We start from the raw sequence: 18939 nt of genomic DNA on the forward strand, positions 1-18939 counted from the left end.
AGGCGCTTGAACTTTGGCTTGTGGACTTGGCCTATTGCCATAGGGTTCACATCGTCCACCATGTTCAAACAGCCTAACTCAAATGTCATCCCCTTTGGGGGACGGGAACCCCGCCCGTCCGATGCCATGCAGGCGGATACGCTCGCCATTCTCCATACGTGCCGGGAACGTCTGATCGACACCGTGCGGGCGGTCTTTACACGCCGCCTCGGACGTGCGAACGACGAATTGCTCGCGATGATGGATCAGGCGTTCGAGCAGGAGCAGCGCCAGCTGTGTTTCGATGCCATGTCGCTCCTGGCCAATCGCGCACCCCTGCTATTGCAGCACTTCCGTGAGGCCTATGTGAGCCTCTTCGATGAATCCATCGAGCGTCTTGCCGATCAAGATCGGCACACGCGGGTCGAGTTGCCCGATGAACTCAGGCTGATCGACGAAGAAGACTTCGAACTCGATCTGGCGATGACCAAGCTGACGACACGCGCCTCATTCAATTGCGCCCAACCCCTGGTGGCGCTCGACCGGCGCCTGGCGGTCTTGTTGAACGGGCCGCGACTCACCCCGGAAGACAACCCACTGCATCCGATCGGCCTCTACCGAGCCTTGTTCCAGGCGTTGACAGCCCTGGACGCGAGCCGTGAACTGGCGATCTTTCTGATGCAAGCGTTCGAGCGTCAGACATCCGCCGAACTGCCGGGCATCTATAACGATATCAATCGCTATTTGATCGAGTCGGGAATCCTGCCCAAGATTCCACTGACCGAACCCGGCATGCAGACATCCGAGGTTCGGTCGAGCATTCCGGGGGCCATGTCCGCTTCCGTGATGCCGACCGCGCCAATGATGCCTGCGGCCTCGGTGATCTCAAACGAACAATCGTCGCCGGCGAATGACGTCTTTGCTCAATTGGTCGCCGCGTTACAGCGGCTGGCCGGCAACCCGGTGCAGCCGGCCACTGTCGCCGGATCGGCTGTCTCTCCCCCTGGAACGCTCGCGACGCCGCCACGGTTTGGCCATGAACAGTTGATACAGGCACTGGGCAGTCTGCAACGTGGGCCACTCGCTCCGGGAGCGGTGCCGGGTCTGGGAATGGCGCCTCTCGATCCCCGGGCCGGCAATGTCGTCGCTCAACTGCGCGCCACACCCATGGCCACCGGGTCGCCGCCCGTGGATGCCGTGACGATCGACATCGTGGCCATGCTCTTCGAAGCGATCTTCGATGATCCCGAATTGCCGGCGGCGATTCGTGCTGAAATCGCCAAGCTCCAGATTCCGGTGCTGAAAGTCGCGTTGCTCGACAAGGGGTTCTTTTCCGACCGTAAACATCCGGCACGACGCCTGCTCGATGTCATCGCTCAAGCGGGCGTCGGACACGGCGAGCACGAGAACCCGAGGTTGTTGGAAACGATTCGCGCGATCGTCACGGCCGTGATCACGGAATTCGAGTCCGACATCGGAATCTTCGCCAGCCAGGTCGAGAGGCTCGAAGCCTTTCTGGCCAAGGAGGACGCCCGGTCGTATGACAAGGCGACCGGAATCGTCGAAGAACTCGCCCGGCATGAACGCCAGGAGCTTGCCCTCGGTCGCGTCGCGGCTGAGATCCAAGGGCGCATCACCCGACCGGGTGTCCCGGGCCTGATCGTGGATTTCATCGAGCGGGGCTGGAGTCAGGTGCTCAGCGAGGTGTTCGTGAGCCAGGGTGAAGCCAACCCGCAGTGGACCCAAGCGCTCCAGCTCATGGATGAATTGATCTGGAGTGTCGAGCCCAAGATCCATCCAGCGGACCGCGAGCGCTTCATCGGCAGGCTGCCGCACCTGATCCAGGGGTTGCGTTCGGGACTGGCGCGCCTGGGTCTGGAGGAGGCGTGGAGCGAGTTCTTCAGTGTGCTCATTCAGCGCCATGTGGCCGCTTTGCGGGGTGAAGGCGCCATGCTGAACGGGGCGGCGACGTCGACGTCGACTCCTCCGATCGCTCCAGTGACGGACCGCGCACCGGCACCGTCCAAGTCGCCTTCAGCAGGCCAGGGTGTATCGGCGACCGCTGATCCGCATCTCGATCTGGTGCGGGCCCTCGAACCAGGTGCCTGGATCGAATTCCAGACGGAGCGCGGAACCCGTAACACCTTGCGTCTGAGCTGGGTGAGCGAGTTCAAGGGCGTCTATCTCTTTACCAATCGTCAGGGCGAGAATGCCATGACCCTCGCCGCCGCGAGTCTGGCGACGCATCTGCGCAAGGGAACCGCGCGTCTGCTGAGCCAAAACCCACTGACCGAGCGTGCCGTGGCGCGTGTCATGGAGCGGATGCAGCCGACGACCGCCGAGTCAGGCGCTTGATCTCGTCCATCAGCCCCTGTCGGGGCACGAAACCCAGGGCCGTGATGGCACTGGAGTCATACCAGGCATCCTGCGTCAGCTTCGCGAGCGAATCGCGTGTCAGCGGCATACGCTGCCCCAACCCGCGCTCGACGAGCGTACCGCCGAGCGCGGCTCCTTGCAGTATCCACAGCGGTAGCGTCCAGCGCGGAACCGATTGCCCGAGTGCGAGCCGGATCTGCTCGTAGATCCAGCGGGTCGAATAGGGCTGGCCGTCGGTGGCGATATAGGTCCGGTCACCGGTCTCGGGATGACGGGCGATCAGGAGCGCGGCGGCGATGGCATCCTCGACATGGATCGCCGAACGTCGGTTGTGTTGGTGCGGCCAGGGCGGAAAGCGTCCGGTAGCCACCGCCTCGACCATTCGCACGATGTTTCCGGCTCCGTCGAGTCCATAGACCATCGGCAGACGCATCACGCTGACCTTGGTCCGGTGCGCGCGGCCGAATTCGAGCACGCTGTGCTCGGCAGCGAGCTTGGCGCGGCCATAGAGACAGTCCGGCTCGGGTGGCGTGTCGGCGCCGGCCGGCCGGCCGAGCGCGCCTGCGCGATCGCCCATCGCCTTGACGGTGCTGACATAGACCAGCCGTTCGATCGTTGATCCGGTGAGTGCCGCGACCAGATTGGCCGTACCCTCGGCGGTCACGCGCCAGTGATCCGGCGCGTTGTAGAGATCCGGCTCATCGGGACGCGGCGCATAGCTGGCGAGATGGAAAACGGTCTTCAGACCTTCGCCGAGTCCGGCGAGCGTCGCGGCCTCGGTCAGGTCTCCCGCATGTACCGCGACCCGGTCGCTCGGCCACAGTCGTCGCGCGGCCGCAGGCGAGCGGGTGAGGATGGTCACCGGATGCCCGGTTTCGAGCAGGGCCGAGACGAGGCGCCGCCCGACCTGGCCGGTCGCTCCAGTCACCAGGACAGGTCCGAGATGAGCGGCCTGAGTCGTGTTCGTCATGCACGGCTCCTGGAGCCAAGCCGAATCACGACGGCCTTGAGTCCGAAATGAACCCAGATGCCGACGATCACGAACCCGCCGAACAGCCGTGAATACCGCTGCATCTGATGCTTGCGGAAGAAACGCACCATGCCGCGATGTTTGTGACGCTCGACGGCCAGCGGATCGCCGGTGCTACAGGCGCCCTTGTGATGGATCACACTGACGTTCGGTACGAACAGGATCTTCAGCCCGGCGGACTGGAAGCGCACGAACCAGTCGAGATCCTCGCAATGCAGGAAATAGCCCGCGTCGAGCGGGCCGACCTGTTCCAGCGCCCGACGGGTCGTCAGCATGAAGGAACCCGAGATCGCCTCGACCTCGACCGGTTCGGTCGGCAACGGCTGATGGCGTTGGTCCAGACGCCGTCCGGCGGCCGATCGGTTCAGACGATCCAGGCGCAGGAGGCGCTGGAGCGCGATCCAGGGATCCGGGATTGCGCGCCGGCAGGCGACCTGTTCGGTGCCGTCCGGATCGCACACCAGACAGCCGATCATCCCGACCTCGGGGTGGGCGTCGAGAATGGCGATCAGACGTTCGAGCGTATCGGGCGCAACGAGACAGTCAGGGTTGAGGAACAGCAACCGCTCGGCGCGTGCGAGGGGCAGGGCGCGATTGTTGGCGGCGGCAAAGCCGAGATTGGCGCCGTTTTCCAGTATCCGCAGGCGCTCGTCCCGGCCATGTGTCCGTCTCAGTCGTTCCAGGCTGTCGTCGCGCGAGCCATTGTCACTGACGATGACTTCGACCGGAACGCTGGAGGCGAGCGCCGCGCCGACCGCGTCCGTAAGCAATGGACCGGCGTTGTAGTTGACCAGGATGAGGCTGACGGCTGGGACAGGTGAGTGGGACTCGGTCACGCACTGGACTCCGGACTGAAATAGCCTTCCGTCACGACCAATCCGCCGCCGCCAGAGATTCGTATCTCCATGCAGGCGGACGGGTCGTTCGAACCGCGTTCGGCGCCGCCATGTGAACGGGCTGGACGGCGTGGCGGTGTCCTGAACGCAGTTCGAGCACGGATCGGGTTCAGTATTGATTCATGGGGCGGAAGGCCGGAGCAGCCGGCCATTCAGGGTTTGGCGGCTGCGACGGACCTTGCTGGCGTGACTCCAGTTCCTCGATGCGGCGCTTGAGAGCCTCCACCTCACTTGGATCGACCTTGGGCTGTGTCGAGGGCACCGGCGTCTGGGCTGGAACCGCGCCATAGCCGGCCGGCGGCACGCCGAACCCTGGGACGCCATACGGCAGGCCATAGGGTGCTCCATAGACTCCGGGATAGCCATAGCCGCCATAGGGACCGGGCGCATAGGGTCCGCCCCAGTAGGGATCGTCGTAGCGGTCACGATCGCCGCCGAACCAGCGGTTCGGGTTCATCATGTTGCCGAAATTGAAGGCCTGACTCACGGGCGTATAGACCAGGATGGCCGCCACTGTGCTCAAGGCGAGTATGGCGCGTGTTGACTTGGGCTTAACAGACGACACTGACATGAATCCTCCAGATCGGGTTTTTATGGTGTTTTGGAACATCCTGGTCCTGGCTCTGGCGAGGGGCGCCAGGTGGCCGATCCATGTGTCTGTGACCTGTCAGCCGTGCGTATGAGCCGGCTCGTGATGGTGGTGATGATGGTGTCCGGGCGCCGCCATACCCGTCAGGCCCGAGCGGTGCTCACCGTCGCGCTGATGGTTGGGGCGAATCGTACGCCCGAGTTCCAGCCGTGCGCGCTGGGCCTGTAACTCGTCGCGCAGCCAGTGTAGCCAGGGTTCCAGGTCCGCATGGGAGCGTGCCGAGATGCTCTCGAACGGGGCCGTGCTGGCGAGTGCGCGCAGATGGCGCTCGGCGCGTTCGGGGTCGAACTCCGGCATCAGAGGCAGCAGATCGGATTTGGAGCAGAGCACCAGATCGGCAGCGCGGAACATGACCGGATACTTCGCCGGCTTGTCGTCGCCCTCGGGGACCGAAATCAGGATCACATTGCGATGCTGCCCCAGATCAAAACTGGCCGGACAGACCAGATTGCCGACGTTCTCGATGAAGAGCAGGTCGATCTGACTGAGGTCCAGGCGATGCAGTGCCTGATGGACGAGATGGGCGTCGAGGTGACAGGCGCTGCCGGTGGCGATCTGGATCGCCGGGACACCCTTGGCGCGGATGCGCTCGGCGTCGTTCTCGGTCTCCAGATCGCCCTCGATCACGGCGATGCGCAGTTCCGGGCCGAGCGCCTCGATAGTGGCTTCCAGCAGGCGGGTCTTGCCGGCGCCGGGTGAGGACATCAGGTTCAGTGCCAGGACGCCATGATGGTCGAGATGCTCGCGATTGTGCGCGGCCTGGTGGTCGTTTTCGGACAGCAGTCCCTGAAGCACCTCGACGGCCGCCTTGCCGTCCGTGGTTTGGGCATGGCGTCCATCGCCCTGGACGAGGTGTTCGTTACCGGGTGTGATGTTGCAGCCGCAGGTATTGCACATGGATGACTCCCTCCCAGCGAAAGCTGGCAGTGTACGTCATCCGGTATCCAGGGTCAGTCCCTTTGTGAGGTGGGTTGTCGAGTCACTGATGGACGCCTTGCCGTCGGATTCGGGCCTGTGAATGTGCGACATCAGGTTGCTTGATCTCCGGCGCCTACCGACGCCGGCATCCTCCCGAGAGCCTTGCACCCGAACCACGGCTCCCCCATCTCCAATCCGATTGCGCGCCGCGCGCGCCAACCGAAACAGCACAGTCGCCATATGGCCACGAGATCCAACATGACCACTTCCAAGACCTGGACGGCCCGCGCCTGGCTCGGCGCCGTTCTATTGCTTTCAGGAGCCTTTGCCATGGCCACCGAGGAACCGCGTTACCAGATCCTCAAGACGACCGAGGACTACGAGTTGCGCGACTACGAGCCCTATCGCGTCGCCGAGGTCGAGGTTCGGGGCGCCTTCGAGGAGGTCGGCTCACAGGCCTTCAGGATTCTGGCCGGATACATCTTCGGCGACAATCAGGGCGAGGCGAAGATCGCCATGACCGCGCCGGTCAGCCAGCGTCCGGGCGAGATGTCCTCAGGAGCCGATCCAGGCGCCGGCACGCGCCTGGAGATGACCGCCCCCGTCACCCAGCGCCCGGCGGCCGCCGAATCCGACACCTACGTCATCAGCTTTGCGATGCCCGAGTCGTTCACCCTGGAGGCGCTGCCCCGACCCAACAATCCGCGTATCCGGCTGCGCGAGGAACCGGCTGGCCGTGTGGCCGCGCGTCGCTATTCCGGCTCCTGGAGCGAGTCGCGCTACCGCGACGAGGAGCGGCGCCTGCTCGATGCCTTGCAGCGTGACGGACTCCAGCCGCATGGCGTGCCGATCTATGCTCGTTACAACGGGCCGTTTTCACTGCCGATGCTGCGACGCAACGAGATCCTGGTTCCGCTGGCGGGGAGTCCCGATTCCTGATCGGCGACGGCCGAAGACGGCGCCACTACGGCTCACCCGCCCTGAGTCTGTCCTCAGGTTTCGAGCCAGAAGGTGACGGGTCCATCGTTGATCAGGCCGACCTGCATGTCGGCGCCGAAGCGCCCTGTGGCGACTCTGGGATGGGCTTTGCGCGCGCGCTCGACCAGATGATCGAACAGCCGTTGGCCCTCATCGGGCGGTGCGGCCGAGGTGAAGCTCGCGCGCGTGCCCTTCCTGGTGTCGGCAGCGAGCGTGAACTGCGGCACCAGCAGCAGACCGCCGTCGATGTCGCGCAGACTCAGGTTCATGCGATCCTGGGCATCGGGGAAGACCCGATAGCCGAGCAGCCGCTCCAGAAGCCGCTCGGCACGTGCCTCGTCATCCCCACGCTGCACGCCGACCAGCACCAGCAGCCCGCGCTCGATGGACCCGACCGTCTCGCCCGAGACCACCACCCGCGCCTCGCTGACCCGTTGCAGCAGGCCGATCATGCCAGCTCGCGCGCGAAGCGATCGGTCGCCGCCACCAGCGCGCGACGAATCCCCGGCTCGAAGGCCGAATGCCCGGCGTCCGGAACGACCTGCAACTCAGCCGTCGGCCACGCCTGATGCAGCTCCCAGGCCGAGCGCATGGGACAGATGAGATCATAGCGCCCCTGGACGATCACGCCGGGGATCTCGGCCAGCCGATGCGCGTCGCGCAGCAGTTGATCCGGCGCCAGAAAGGCCCCGTTGACGAAATAATGACTCTCGATGCGCGCCAGACTCAGGGCCACGTGCGGATCGGCGAAATGGGCCTGGACGTTGGGATTGGCGAGCAGGGTCGCGGTACGTCCCTCCCAGATCGACCAGGCGCGCGCGGCCTCCAGCCGAACGGCTTCGTTCTCGCCGGTGAGGCGCGCGTGATAGGCGCTGAGCAGATCCGCGTGCTCGTCCTCGGGAATGGGCGCCAGGAAGTCCTCCCAGAAATCGGGAAACGCCCAGTTCGCCCCCTCCTGATAGAACCAGCGGATCTCTTCAGCGCGGCAGAGAAAAATCCCGCGCACCACCAGTGCAGAAACACGTTCGGGATAGGTCTCGGCATAGGCCAGTGCCAGCGTCGATCCCCAGGAACCGCCGAACACCAGCCAGCGCTCGATCCCGAGTTGCTGACGAATCAGCTCCATGTCCGAGACCAGATCCCAGGTGGTATTGGCCATGAGCGAGGCATGCGGCGTCGAGCGCCCGCAGCCGCGCTGATCGAAGAGCACCGCCCGATAGCGCTCGGGATCGAAGAAACCGCGATGCGCCGGCTCGCAGCCCGCGCCCGGCCCGCCGTGCAGAAAGATCGCGGGCACCCCGTCGGGGCGGCCGCATTCCTCCACATAGAGCCGATGGCCGTTGTCGACGATCAGCTCATGGACCGCGAAGGGTTCGGTGATGGGATGGAAATCGGTGGCCTGGGTGTCCATGCGTGCCTCCCTCGGTCAGACCGCCTTGTAGATCGCCGCGCCGTCCTCGCGGAACTCGCGCGCCTTCTCGCGCATCCCTTCCGCGACGGCGGTATCCAGGTTCTCGATGCGCTGATTGGCGGCATAGTCGCGCACGTCCTGGGTGATCTTCATCGAGCAGAAGTGCGGGCCGCACATCGAACAGAAGTGCGCGACCTTGTGCGACTGATGCGGCAGGGTCGCATCGTGATACTCCCGCGCGCGCTCGGGATCGAGCGAGAGATTGAACTGATCCTCCCAGCGAAACTCGAAGCGCGCCTTCGACAGCGCATTGTCCTGGATCTGCGCGCCCGGCAGCCCCTTGGCGAGATCCGCCGCATGGGCCGCGATCTTGTAGGTGATGATGCCCTCGCGCACGTCCTCCTTGTTGGGCAGGCCCAGATGCTCCTTGGGCGTGACATAGCAGAGCATGGCGGTGCCGTACCAGCCGATGTTGGCCGCGCCCATGCCGGATGTGATGTGGTCGTAGGCCGGTGCGATGTCGGTGACGATCGGGCCAAGGGTGTAGAAGGGGGCTTCGAAGCAGTCGGCCAGCTCCTTGGTCACGTTCTCCTGGACCATCTGCAAGGGCACATGCCCCGGTCCTTCGATCATGACCTGGACGTCGTGTTTCCAGGCGACTTGGGTCAGCTCGCCCAGGGTCTCCAGCTCCGCGAACTGCGCCGCGTCGTTGGCATCGGCCAGCGAACCGGGGCGCAGCCCGTCGCCGAGACTGAAGGCGACGTCATAGGCCTTCATGATCTCGCAGATCTCCTCGAAATGGGTGTAGAGGAAGTTCTCCTGATGATGCGCCAGACACCACTTGGCCAGGATCGAGCCACCGCGCGAGACGATGCCGGTGAGTCGGTCGGCGGTCAGCGGCACATAACGCAGCAGGACGCCGGCATGGATGGTGAAATAGTCCACTCCCTGCTCGGCCTGCTCGATGAGCGTATCGCGCACGATCTCCCAGCTCAGTTCCTCGGGCTTGCCGTCGACCTTCTCCAGCGCCTGATAGATGGGCACGGTGCCGATCGGCATGGGCGCGTTGCGCAGGATCCATTCGCGCGTCTCATGGATGTGCTTGCCGGTCGAGAGGTCCATGAGCGTATCGCCGCCCCAGCGCGCCGACCACACCATCTTCTCGACCTCCTCCTCGATCGACGAGGTCAGGGCCGAGTTGCCGATGTTGGTGTTGATCTTCACCCGGAAGTTGCGCCCGATGATCATCGGCTCCAGCTCGGGGTGATTGATGTTGGCCGGGATGATGGCGCGCCCGCAGGCGATCTCGTCGCGCACGAACTCGGGCGTGATAGTCTCGGGGATGGCGGCGCCGAAGGACTGCCCCGGATGCTGGCGCAGCAGCTTGGCGTAACGTGGATCGGCGCGCAGTTCGTCCAGGCGCATGTTCTCGCGGATGGCGACGTATTCCATTTCGGGCGTGATGATCCCCTGACGCGCATAGTGCATCTGGGTGACGTTGCGCCCGGACTTGGCGCGGCGCGGGGTGCGCAGATGCTCGAAGCGCAGATGGGCGAGCTGAGGATCGTTCTGTCGCCCGCGCCCGAAAGCCGAGGTCGGGCCGTCGAGCTGTTCGGTGTCCTCGCGCTCGGCGATCCAGCCCGAACGGATGTCCGGCAGACCGGCGAGCAGATCGATGCGCGCTTCCGGATCGGTATAGGGACCGGAGGTGTCATAGATCAGGATTGGGGGATTCTCCTCCGGTTCCTGATTGGTCTGAGTCGGCGTCAGCGTCACTTCGCGCATCGGCACCCGGATGTCGGGACGCGAGCCGGTCACATGGACCTTGCGCGAGTTCGGAAACGGCCGTGTCACCTCCTCGGAGAGCTGGGCGGTCTTGCGGACGAAGTCGTGCGGGATGGCGCTCATCGGAATTCCTCGGCGGCGGCTGGCTTGGGCGACGCGCGCGGGCGTCTGGGATTGAATCGGGATCGCTGGCGGGTCTGTCTCCAGACCAGGATCTGCCTGAACCGACCTGGAGGCGACAGTGAAGGCAGGGGGAGCGCAGCCGGGTGCCGAGACACCCGAGACCGTGATCGATGGATCGAAGCTCACGCCGGCTTTCCTGCGCCGGCATGATCCGGGTCAGGTTCGAAGGGTCTGCTCTCAGCCCGTGATGCATGATGGCCTCACGGACACCCCCAGCGGCATTTCATGGACTGGGAAGCTAACGAAAGGAGATCGCGATTTCAATAGACATCCGAATCTCTCTACAATTTCCGGGATATCGACTCAATCCGTTTCAGGTGACAGAGCGCCGATGACCCGTACCGGACCCAGTGGTCACGTTTATGTGCTGAGCACACAGACCACGCTGACCGAATCCTTGTGTCCCCTGCTCGAATCGCACGGTGTCCAGCTCGTCCTGTTCGAGACGGTCGAGGCGCTCATGCAGGCCATACTGACGCTCGCTCCCGAGGTCATCGTGCTCGACCTGGGCCTGATTCCGGACGAGCCGGGACTCTCGGGTCTGTGCACGCGGATCGCCGAATCCACTCACCGGCGTCCGAGTCTGATCGGTCTGGCCGCCGGCCAGGAGCGTGGCGAGGAGGCGCTCGTGCGTCGCCTGGCCGCTCGGCGTGCCGGTCTCGCCAGTTATGTGTCCGGCCCCGTCTCGGCACGCCGGCTCGCCAGTCGCATTCTGGCGCTGTGCGGGTTCCTGGAGTCTTCCCGCTACCATATCCTTCTGCTGGTGGAGCATCCCGACGAGGGACGCCGTCTCGCGCTCATGCTGGCGGCCGTCGGCATGAAGACCCTGGTCGTCAGCGATCCGATGAAGCTTCTGGCGCGTCTGATGGTCTTCAAGCCGAACCTGTTGCTGATGGAGATGCAGTTCTCCCAGGTGTCGGGCATCGAATTGGCGGCCATCATTCGCGATGACGATCAGTTCCATGCCCTGCCAATCCTCTTTCTGACCGATGAGACCGATCCGGTGCGGCAACTGTGGGCGCTCAGGGCCGGCGGCGATGGCTTCATCCCCAGACCGGCGCGCCGTGAAACACTGGTCAGTGCGATCGAACAGCAGTTGCGTCTGTCGCGCTGGTTCCAGGACCGTTTCACACTGTCCAACCGCCGCGAGAATGCGCGCGGCTTCCTGCCACGCGATGTCTTCATGTCCCATCTGGAACACCTGCTGCGCACCTGGGTTCCAGGCAGTGAACGACAGGGACTGCTGCTGCTCGATCTGGATGCGGGTCAGACGCTTCTGGAGCGACTGGGCCACGGCGGACTCGAGCGCCTGCTGCGCGAGCTGGAACAGTGTTTGGGACGCCATCTGAACGTGAATGAAGCCGCCACGCGGCTGGACGATTTTCGCTATGCCATCCTGGCGCGGCGCGACGGTTCGGCGAAACTCCAGGCACTGGCTGATCAACTGCATCAACATATCCAGGCGTTCGCATTGCAGGATTCGGCGAACACGCGATCGTTGACGTTGAGCATCGGTGTCGCCTCGCTCAATCCACCGCCGGCGGATCTCCAGTCGCTGCTGTCGCGTGCCGAGCTGGCGGTTCGAAGTGCCGGCCAGGCGGGCGGCGACCGTGTCCATGTCTGGTCGCCCGTCACCCTGGAGAGTGCGACGGTCATGACCGAGACGGTGGTCAGGCGTCTGGTGAAGACCGCGCTACAGCAGGACGGTCTGCGATTGCTGTTTCAGCCGATCCTGCCGGTCGACCCCTATGTCGAGGGGTGTTACGAAGCGCAGATCCGCCTGCACACGCTGGGCGGTGATGAACTCTCGCCGGCCGATTTCCTGGCCGTGGCGGCGCGCGCCGAACTCATGCCGAAGATCGACCGCTGGGTGTTGCAACGCACGTGGCGGACCATGCTGGAACGGCAGGAAGCCGATCAGCCGCCACGGTTGCTGGTGCATCAACACATCACGACTTTGGCGGCGTCCGACTGGTTCGACTGGCTCAGGGCTCAGCAGACCCGGATTGCGCCGCTCAAGACCCGAACTGTGCTGGAGTTCCAGATCGACGAGATTCGGCGCCGGCGCCGTGAGGCGGAATCCATTTTCGGTCGCCTGGCCGAGCAGGGCATCGCGGTATGCGCCGCCACTGTCACGGGCAACGAGGATGAGGCGCTGTTACTCACGCAGCTCGGCGTGAAGCTGGCCAAGTTGACCATCGAGGCCGGTCGGACGGCCGATCCGGCGCGCCTGGGGAACGCGATCCAGGCACTGCGTGCCCAGGGGATCGCCGTGATCGTGCCGGGCATCGACGGTCCGGACGATCTGCGGCGTGTCTGGATGTGTCGGCCGGAATTCATCCAGGGCCACTATCTCCAACTGCCGAGTTCGGACTTGAACTTCGATTTCCAGACCCTGTCACATGAAACCCGATAGTCTGCTCATGAGTACGGCGCTTCACACGGGACGGCTGATCCTGACTCCATCCGATCCGCATCTCGCGCCGGATGTCGATTTGTTGATCGAAGGACTGAGCCGGCCTGGATTCCTGAGTGCTCCATTGATCCTGGAGAATCCACAGCCGGGGGCGGGCGACCGAGCCTTTGCGACTGGCGCCGGCTTCCTGAGTCTACTGACCTTTGCCGGCTGCGCCGTCCGGATTCGCGATGACGTCAGAGCGGGGCGTTTCTCGCATATTCGCATCCCGCCAGTCAGTCAGCATCCAAGGTTGATGGTTGGCCGTAACACGCGCCCACCCCGATGTGTCGGGTGTCGCGCGCCCCTGTCGGGCTGGCGCGCGCTGGTGGAACACTGGGCCACGCATCCGCATGCCGGCGTGCAATGTCCGGCCTGCGGCGAGACACGTCCGCCCTGGCTCTGGGACTGGAAACAGCAAGGAGGATTCGGACGCGCCTTCGTGCAGATCGAAGAGGTCTTTCCGGGTGAGGCAGTGCCGACGCCGATGTTCTTCGAGCAGCTCATTCGGGTCAGTGGGATCGGCTGGCGACATTTCTACATCCAGGATTGAATCAAGCCTGGTATAGGGGCGCCTTAACGTGAAGCCCAGCTCCAAGTCCGCTCGATGAGCGACGACGCCCGGTGAGTCCCGAGCGTCATCGTGGATGCCGTTCGACGGCTGACGACAGCGAGCCGCCGGAATTGCTCCGGCGGCTCGGGAAGCGTTATCGCTCGTTGAGCCACTTACCGATGGCCGGCGTGACTTCTTTCTGCGCCTTGCCGCTGACATAGATGCCGATGTGACCGCCGGGGAAGGCCAGCTCGGTGTAGTCCGGGCTGCTGGTCAGTCCCTTGAGCGCCCTAGAGGCATCCGGCGGCACCAGGTGATCCTGGAGCGCGAAGATGTTGAGCACCGGGCAGGTGATGTCCTTCAGGTCCACTTCCTGTCCGCCCAGCACCACGCCGCCATTGAGGAAGCCGTTGTTCTGGTAGAAGTCCTTGATGAACTGACGGAAGGTCTCGCCGGCCTGATCCGGGCTGTCGAAGATCCATTTCTCCATGCGCAGGAAGTTCTTGACCTTGTCCGGGTCGTCGAGCAGATCAACCATGTTGACGTACTTCTGACCCGTCAGGCTGAAAGGCTTGAGCGACAGGAAGGTCCAGTTCAGCAGCTCACCGGGGATGTTGCCCATGGTGTCGACCGCCAGATCGATGTCGACGTTCTGCACCCAAGCCGAGAGCAAGTTGTCCGGGGTCTTGAAGTCGACCGGCGTGACCATGGTCACGAGGTTGCGCACCTTGTCCGGGTGCAGCGCGCTGTACATCAGGCTGAAGGCGCCGCCCTGACAGATACCGAGCAGATTGACCTTGTCGACGCCGTGGGCCTCGCGCAGATAGTCCACGCAGCGGTCGATGTAGCCGTTGATGTAGTCGTCGAGCGTGAGCGCGCGGTCGGCCTGATCCGGATAGCCCCAGTCGATCAGATAGACGTCCTGGCCGGTGGCCAGCAGTCCCTTGATGGTGGAGCGGTCTTCCTGGATGTCGGTCATGTAGGGTCGGTTGACCAGGGCGTAGACGATCAGGAGCGGCACGGGCTGGGCTTCGGGCGCACCCTCGGGTCGGTCATAGCGATAGAGGACCAGCTTGTCCTCGCTGTAGACGGCCTGCTTGGGGCTGACGCCGGTGTCGATGGCCTCGGCGTTGAGCAGATTCTCCATGCCCTGACCCAGCTTGCGGCTGTAGTCGAGCATCTCCTGGGTGAGTTTGTCCGGCCGGATGTCGATGGGGAACATGATCGCTGTCCTCTGATTCTGTCTGGTGAGCCTGCTGTTCGATCAGCCGCTTGACGCTCAATCGGCCGGATTGGTCTTGGTGGTGCGCCGGCGTGCCGGAGCCTTGGCGGCCGGGGCGGGCGACCGGAGCGCGGTGGCGGGCTTGGTGGCCGGCTCCTCGCCGGCCAGGGCCGCGACGCGACGTTCCAGACTGTGCAGGCTGTGACGCAGGGCCTTGTTCTCGCGACGGGTCTCCTGGAGACGGTCCTGGAGGGTGCGCAGTTCGCTGCGGGTCGGCATGTTCAATGCACCCAGGTTCTCGTCGACCAGGATCGACATGCGCTTCTTGAGCGCCATCTGGGCGTTGACCAGCCGGCCGTGGATGCGGGCGTACTCCGGGGTGGCGACCTCGTCGGCATAGGCGCCTTCGCAGCAGGCGACCCAGTTGTCATAGAGCGCGCGCGCCGAGTCGATGGTTTTGCCGCTGTCGATGACACCCTGGATGTAGGAACCCATGTGCTCGACCGACTTCATGCCGAGCTTGGTGTAGACGTTGGTGTATTCCTGGAGCGCGGCCTGGTACTCCATGGCGCTGCGCATCAGCTCCTGATACTGGCTCTGCTCCTCGCGGGTGTAGCCGAGACCGGGCGCCGAGAGGGCTCGATCAAGACTGTCCTTGAACTGCTCGTGGGGCATGTTGCGCAGCATGTCGCCCGGCATCGGCGACATCGAGGACATCATGCGCTGCCAGTTGTCGAGCGGCAGCTCCCAGAACGACATCAGGCGCTGCATGGTGTTGCCGCCGTCGTCGAGCGAGCCGCTGAAGCGCTTCTGCATGTCTTCGAGCGTCTTGGTCCAGAGCTCCAAGCCGTTGCCGGCGTTGCCCTCGTCGGCGCGTTTGGCGAAGGTGTCGGCGAGACGGAAGAAGTTCTTGCCCTGCTCCATCATCTTCTCCATGAACGAGCGCGACAGATCCGGGGCGGCGGGCGCCATGGCTTTCCACCACTGATCGATGGCCGCCTCCCAGGGCGTGGTGGCCGAACTGGAGGCGCTGTCCAGACCCATGGCCTTGCGGCTCATGTCGGTCCAGTTGTCCCAGTACTTGCGTTGCAGTTCGAGCCAATCGTCATTGAAGAAATTAGTGTTGCTCATGGACGTACCCTCCTCGTGGCGCGTGGTGTTGGGCGAACGGTATCATGCGGATTTGTGCACTGCAACAAAGATGCGTAGAATCCACAGGCCGCGACCCCATATCGGGGACGCCCGTCCATTTCCAATCAGAATCCAGAGGACATCCACGCCATGAACGAGAACATCGTCATCGTCGACGCCGGCCGCAGTGCCATCGGAACCTTCAGCGGCAGTCTGTCGTCACTCTCGGCCACCGAAATCGGCACCGCCGTGCTCAAGGGGCTGCTGGCGCGTACCGGACTCGCGCCGGAACAGATCGACGAGGTGATTCTCGGCCAGGTGCTGACCGCCGGCGTGGGCCAGAACCCCGCCCGTCAGACCACGCTGAAGGCCGGTCTGCCGCACTCGGTTCCGGCCATGACCATCAACAAGGTCTGCGGCAGCGGTCTGAAGGCGGTGCATCTGGCGATGCAGGCCATCGCCTGCGGGGATGCCGACATCGTGATCGCCGGCGGTCAGGAGAGCATGAGCCAGTCCTCGCACGTCCTGCCGCGTTCGCGCGACGGTCAGCGCATGGGCGACTGGTCGATGAAGGACACCATGATCGTCGACGGTCTCTGGGATGCCTTCAACAACTACCACATGGGCACGACCGCCGAGAACATCGCCCAGAAGTACGGCTTTACGCGCGAGCAGCAGGACGCCTTCGCCGCCGCCTCGCAGCAGAAGACCGAGGCCGCGCAGAAGGCCGGTCGCTTCCAGGACGAGATCATTCCGATCGAGATTCCGCAGCGCAAGGGCGATCCGAAGGTGTTCGATGCCGACGAGTTCCCGCGTCACGGGACCACGGCCGAGAGTCTGGGCAAGCTGCGTCCGGCGTTCTCCAGGGACGGCAGCGTCACGGCGGGTAACGCCTCCGGCATCAACGACGGGGCGGCCATGGTCGTGGTGATGAAGGAGTCCAAGGCCAAGGAACTGGGTCTGAAGCCGATGGCGCGTCTGGTGGCCTTCGCCAGCGCCGGTGTCGATCCGGCGATCATGGGGACGGGTCCGATCCCGGCGTCGACCAAGTGCCTGGAGAAGGCCGGCTGGACCCCGGCGGATCTGGATCTGATCGAGGCCAACGAAGCCTTCGCCGCGCAGGCCATGTCGGTCAACCAGGACATGGGCTGGGATCTGTCCAAGGTCAACGTCAACGGCGGCGCCATCGCCATCGGTCATCCGATCGGCGCCTCCGGTGCGCGTGTGCTCGTGACCCTGCTCTATGAGATGCAGAAGCGCGACGCCAAGAAGGGTCTGGCGACGCTGTGCATCGGCGGCGGCCAGGGCGTGGCGCTGGCGGTCGAGCGGATGTGAGCCGTCGTCCGCCGGTCTGAATCGCCGGCGGACCGAGCCTCCTGAATCGCTCCAGGCACTGAACGCCCTGCCGATCCCGGATCGGTGGGGCGTTTGCGCGCTTGGGGTAGACTTGCCGAACGACCAGCCGAACCGCCCGGGTGCCCATGAACAGCGAGCGCATCATCAAGAAGTATCCGAACCGCCGCCTCTACGACACCGAGGTCAGCCGCTATATCACCCTCGCCGATGTGCGCGATCTGGTGATGAGCGGACAGCCCTTCCGCGTCCTCGACAGCGCCAACGACAGCGATATCACCCGTTCCATCCTGCTCCAGATCATGCTGGAGGAGGAGACCGGCGGTCAGCCGCTGTTCAGCGCCAACATGCTGGCCCAGATCATCCGCTTCTACGGCGGCACCCTTCAGGGCACCTTCGCCCGCTATCTGGAATCTTCACTCGACCTGTTCGCCAAGCAGCAACAGGAAGTGACCAAGGCACTCACCGACAATCCCTTCGGGACGGTGACACGCCTGACTCAGAAGAACGTCGAGATCTGGGCTGATCTCCAGGACGAACTCATGCGCGCGGCTGGCTTTCCGGTCGCGCCGCGCAAGAAAAAAGAATAATGAGGATTGCGAAAATTGCGCTTGACGGCCGTCGGTCACAGCTTTATTGTGCAATGCAACATTGCTGCACTGCACAAACCTTACGGAGAGATGATCATGAACACCACCGACAGCCTCAAGACCGTCAACGAGTGGACCAACAAGAGCGTCGAGCGCATGACCAGCTTCGGTGAGCTGAACGTGCGTCTGTTCGAGAAGCTGGCCGCCCGTCAGATGGACGCCGTGAACCTGTACATGGATCACAGCATGCGCCTGATGAAGCTGGCCACCGAGTCCAAGGGTTACAATGACCTCTTCAAGGGTCAGGTCGACGCTACCAAGGAACTGAGCGAGCGCGTCATGGCCGAGAGCAAGGCCACCATGCAGTTCTTCGGCGATGCCCGCGACGAATACCGCGTGTGGTTCGAGAAGAGCCTGAACGACGTCAGCGAAGATCTGCGCAAGAGCGTCGCCGTCTAAAGACGCCGACCTCTGGGCCATCGCGATCCAGGGATGGATCGCCATTGGTCATGCTTCCGGATCGGCCGGGAGCACGCCCAATGGAACCAACGCTTCACCTTGCCTGCCGCTTGGTAGTAAAGTGGCCTTGAAGTTCGACGACACTGTTCAACGTTCTCAATAATTCCAAAGATTCCTGGAGGAACCCCATGGCTCGTATCGCACTCGTCACCGGCGGCATCGGCGGCATCGGCACTTCGATCTGCACACGCCTGGCAAAGGATGGCTGCACCGTCGTGGCGAACTGCCATCCGTCCGAGGCGGCCGCCGCCGAAGAGTGGAAGCAGGCCCGTGCCGCCGAGGGGTTCGACATCGCCGTCTTTACCGCTGACGTGTCCTCGTTCGACGACAGCGCGCGCATGGTTCGCGAGATCACAGAGCAGGTCGGTCCCATCGACATCCTGGTCAACTGTGCCGGCATCACCCGCGACAAGACCTTCAAGAAGATGGAGCAGGCGCACTGGGAGGCCGTGATCAACGTCAACCTCAACAGCGTCTTCAACGTCACCCGTCAGGTGTGGGACGGGATGCTGGAGCGCGGCTTCGGGCGTATCATCAACATCTCGTCGGTCAACGGTCAGCGCGGCCAGTTCGGTCAGGCCAACTATTCCGCCGCCAAGGCCGGTATGCACGGCTTCACCATGGCTCTGGCTCAGGAGGGTGCGTCCAAGGGCGTGACCGTCAACACCATCTCGCCCGGCTATGTCGAGACGGCCATGACCCTGGCGATGAACGACGATGTGCGCAACAGCATCATCAGCGGTATTCCGATGCGTCGCATGGCTCAGCCTGATGAGATCGCCGCCGCCATCGCTTTCCTGGCCGGCGACGAGAGCGGTTATATGACGGGCGCCAATCTGCCGGTCAACGGCGGTCTGTTCATGCATTGATTTAGATCATACCGGGCCGAATACGAAACACTGACAATGGCC

Annotated in this window: 17 protein-coding genes and 1 riboswitch; of the genes, 8 read left to right on the top strand and 9 right to left on the bottom strand. The window is 63.9% G+C overall.

The annotated features are described in order from the left end of the window. Positions 1-126: 126 nt before the first annotated feature. Positions 127-2334, top strand: coding sequence for a DUF1631 domain-containing protein (locus ALVIN_RS00250; protein WP_050750258.1), 2208 nt, complete (start codon positions 127-129; stop codon positions 2332-2334). On the opposite strand, the gene ALVIN_RS00255 is transcribed toward ALVIN_RS00250, so the two are convergent. The 4 genes from ALVIN_RS00255 to hypB form a co-directional block, all read right to left on the bottom strand. Beyond that, positions 2291-3325, bottom strand: a complete 1035-nt coding sequence (locus ALVIN_RS00255) for an NAD-dependent epimerase/dehydratase family protein (protein WP_012969299.1) — start codon at positions 3323-3325, stop codon at positions 2291-2293. The two genes, ALVIN_RS00250 and ALVIN_RS00255, sit on opposite strands and share 44 nt — an antisense overlap. Further along, the gene (locus ALVIN_RS00260; RefSeq protein ID WP_012969300.1) at positions 3322-4221 is read right to left on the bottom strand and encodes a glycosyltransferase family 2 protein; all 900 of its coding nucleotides are present in this window, start codon (positions 4219-4221) and stop codon (positions 3322-3324) included. The genes ALVIN_RS00255 and ALVIN_RS00260 overlap by 4 nt, the downstream gene beginning before the upstream one ends. A gap of 169 nt (positions 4222-4390) precedes the next feature. Then, positions 4391-4852 carry a hypothetical protein gene (locus ALVIN_RS00265; protein WP_012969301.1) on the bottom strand — a complete coding sequence of 154 codons (462 nt, stop codon included), beginning with the start codon at positions 4850-4852 and terminating at the stop codon, positions 4391-4393. Between the two features lie 96 nt (positions 4853-4948). Beyond that, positions 4949-5827, bottom strand: a complete 879-nt coding sequence (gene hypB, locus ALVIN_RS00270) for a hydrogenase nickel incorporation protein HypB (protein WP_012969302.1) — start codon at positions 5825-5827, stop codon at positions 4949-4951. 279 nt (positions 5828-6106) lie between these two features. On the opposite strand from hypB, the gene ALVIN_RS00275 reads away from it, so the two are divergent. Then, a complete protein-coding gene (locus tag ALVIN_RS00275; protein ID WP_012969303.1) occupies positions 6107-6787 on the top strand; it encodes an SOUL family heme-binding protein in 681 nt (226 codons plus the stop codon). Positions 6788-6840: 53 nt separating this feature from the next. Here the strand turns inward: ALVIN_RS00275 and dtd are convergent, their stop codons facing one another. From dtd to thiC, 3 genes are read right to left on the bottom strand one after another with little or no spacing between them, the layout of a single operon-like run. After that, complete coding sequence (dtd, locus tag ALVIN_RS00280; RefSeq protein ID WP_012969304.1) at positions 6841-7278, bottom strand: D-aminoacyl-tRNA deacylase; 438 nt, start codon at positions 7276-7278, stop codon at positions 6841-6843. Then, positions 7275-8237, bottom strand: a complete 963-nt coding sequence (gene pip / locus ALVIN_RS00285; RefSeq protein ID WP_012969305.1) for a prolyl aminopeptidase — start codon at positions 8235-8237, stop codon at positions 7275-7277. Before pip ends, dtd begins: the two co-directional genes overlap by 4 nt. Positions 8238-8252: 15 nt before the next feature. Beyond that, positions 8253-10145: a phosphomethylpyrimidine synthase ThiC gene (thiC, locus tag ALVIN_RS00290; protein WP_012969306.1), complete on the bottom strand. Its 1893-nt coding sequence runs from the start codon at positions 10143-10145 to the stop codon at positions 8253-8255. Positions 10146-10321: 176 nt separating this feature from the next. Then, a riboswitch (TPP riboswitch) is annotated at positions 10322-10429 on the bottom strand. 107 nt (positions 10430-10536) lie between these two features. Here thiC and ALVIN_RS00295 point away from each other — a divergent pair. Then, on the top strand, positions 10537-12621 hold the full coding sequence (locus ALVIN_RS00295; RefSeq protein WP_012969307.1) for a GGDEF/EAL domain-containing response regulator: 2085 nt from the start codon (positions 10537-10539) through the stop codon (positions 12619-12621). Between the two features lie 7 nt (positions 12622-12628). After that, positions 12629-13213, top strand: a complete 585-nt coding sequence (locus ALVIN_RS00300; RefSeq protein ID WP_223295236.1) for a hypothetical protein — start codon at positions 12629-12631, stop codon at positions 13211-13213. A 154-nt stretch (positions 13214-13367) separates the two neighbouring features. Here the strand turns inward: ALVIN_RS00300 and ALVIN_RS00305 are convergent, their stop codons facing one another. Both ALVIN_RS00305 and phaE read right to left on the bottom strand, forming a co-directional pair. Next, positions 13368-14435 (bottom strand): class III poly(R)-hydroxyalkanoic acid synthase subunit PhaC, encoded by a 1068-nt coding sequence (locus tag ALVIN_RS00305; RefSeq protein WP_012969309.1) that lies wholly within the window; start codon positions 14433-14435, stop codon positions 13368-13370. A gap of 57 nt (positions 14436-14492) precedes the next feature. Next, the gene (gene phaE / locus ALVIN_RS00310; protein ID WP_012969310.1) at positions 14493-15566 is read right to left on the bottom strand and encodes a class III poly(R)-hydroxyalkanoic acid synthase subunit PhaE; all 1074 of its coding nucleotides are present in this window, start codon (positions 15564-15566) and stop codon (positions 14493-14495) included. Positions 15567-15716: 150 nt separating this feature from the next. On the opposite strand from phaE, the gene ALVIN_RS00315 reads away from it, so the two are divergent. The 4 genes from ALVIN_RS00315 to phbB all read left to right on the top strand — a co-directional run bounded on the left by ALVIN_RS00315 (position 15717) and on the right by phbB (position 18897). Further along, a complete protein-coding gene (locus ALVIN_RS00315) occupies positions 15717-16901 on the top strand; it encodes an acetyl-CoA C-acetyltransferase (protein WP_012969311.1) in 1185 nt (394 codons plus the stop codon). A gap of 146 nt (positions 16902-17047) precedes the next feature. Next, positions 17048-17509, top strand: a complete 462-nt coding sequence (phaR, locus tag ALVIN_RS00320) for a polyhydroxyalkanoate synthesis repressor PhaR (protein WP_012969312.1) — start codon at positions 17048-17050, stop codon at positions 17507-17509. A gap of 96 nt (positions 17510-17605) precedes the next feature. Beyond that, positions 17606-17968, top strand: a complete 363-nt coding sequence (locus tag ALVIN_RS00325) for a phasin family protein (RefSeq protein ID WP_012969313.1) — start codon at positions 17606-17608, stop codon at positions 17966-17968. A 188-nt stretch (positions 17969-18156) separates the two neighbouring features. Further along, a complete protein-coding gene (phbB, locus tag ALVIN_RS00330) occupies positions 18157-18897 on the top strand; it encodes a beta-ketoacyl-ACP reductase (protein ID WP_012969314.1) in 741 nt (246 codons plus the stop codon). The last annotated feature ends 42 nt before the right edge of the window (positions 18898-18939 follow it).

Source organism: Allochromatium vinosum DSM 180 (assembly GCF_000025485.1).
Classification (GTDB): domain Bacteria; phylum Pseudomonadota; class Gammaproteobacteria; order Chromatiales; family Chromatiaceae; genus Thermochromatium; species Thermochromatium vinosum.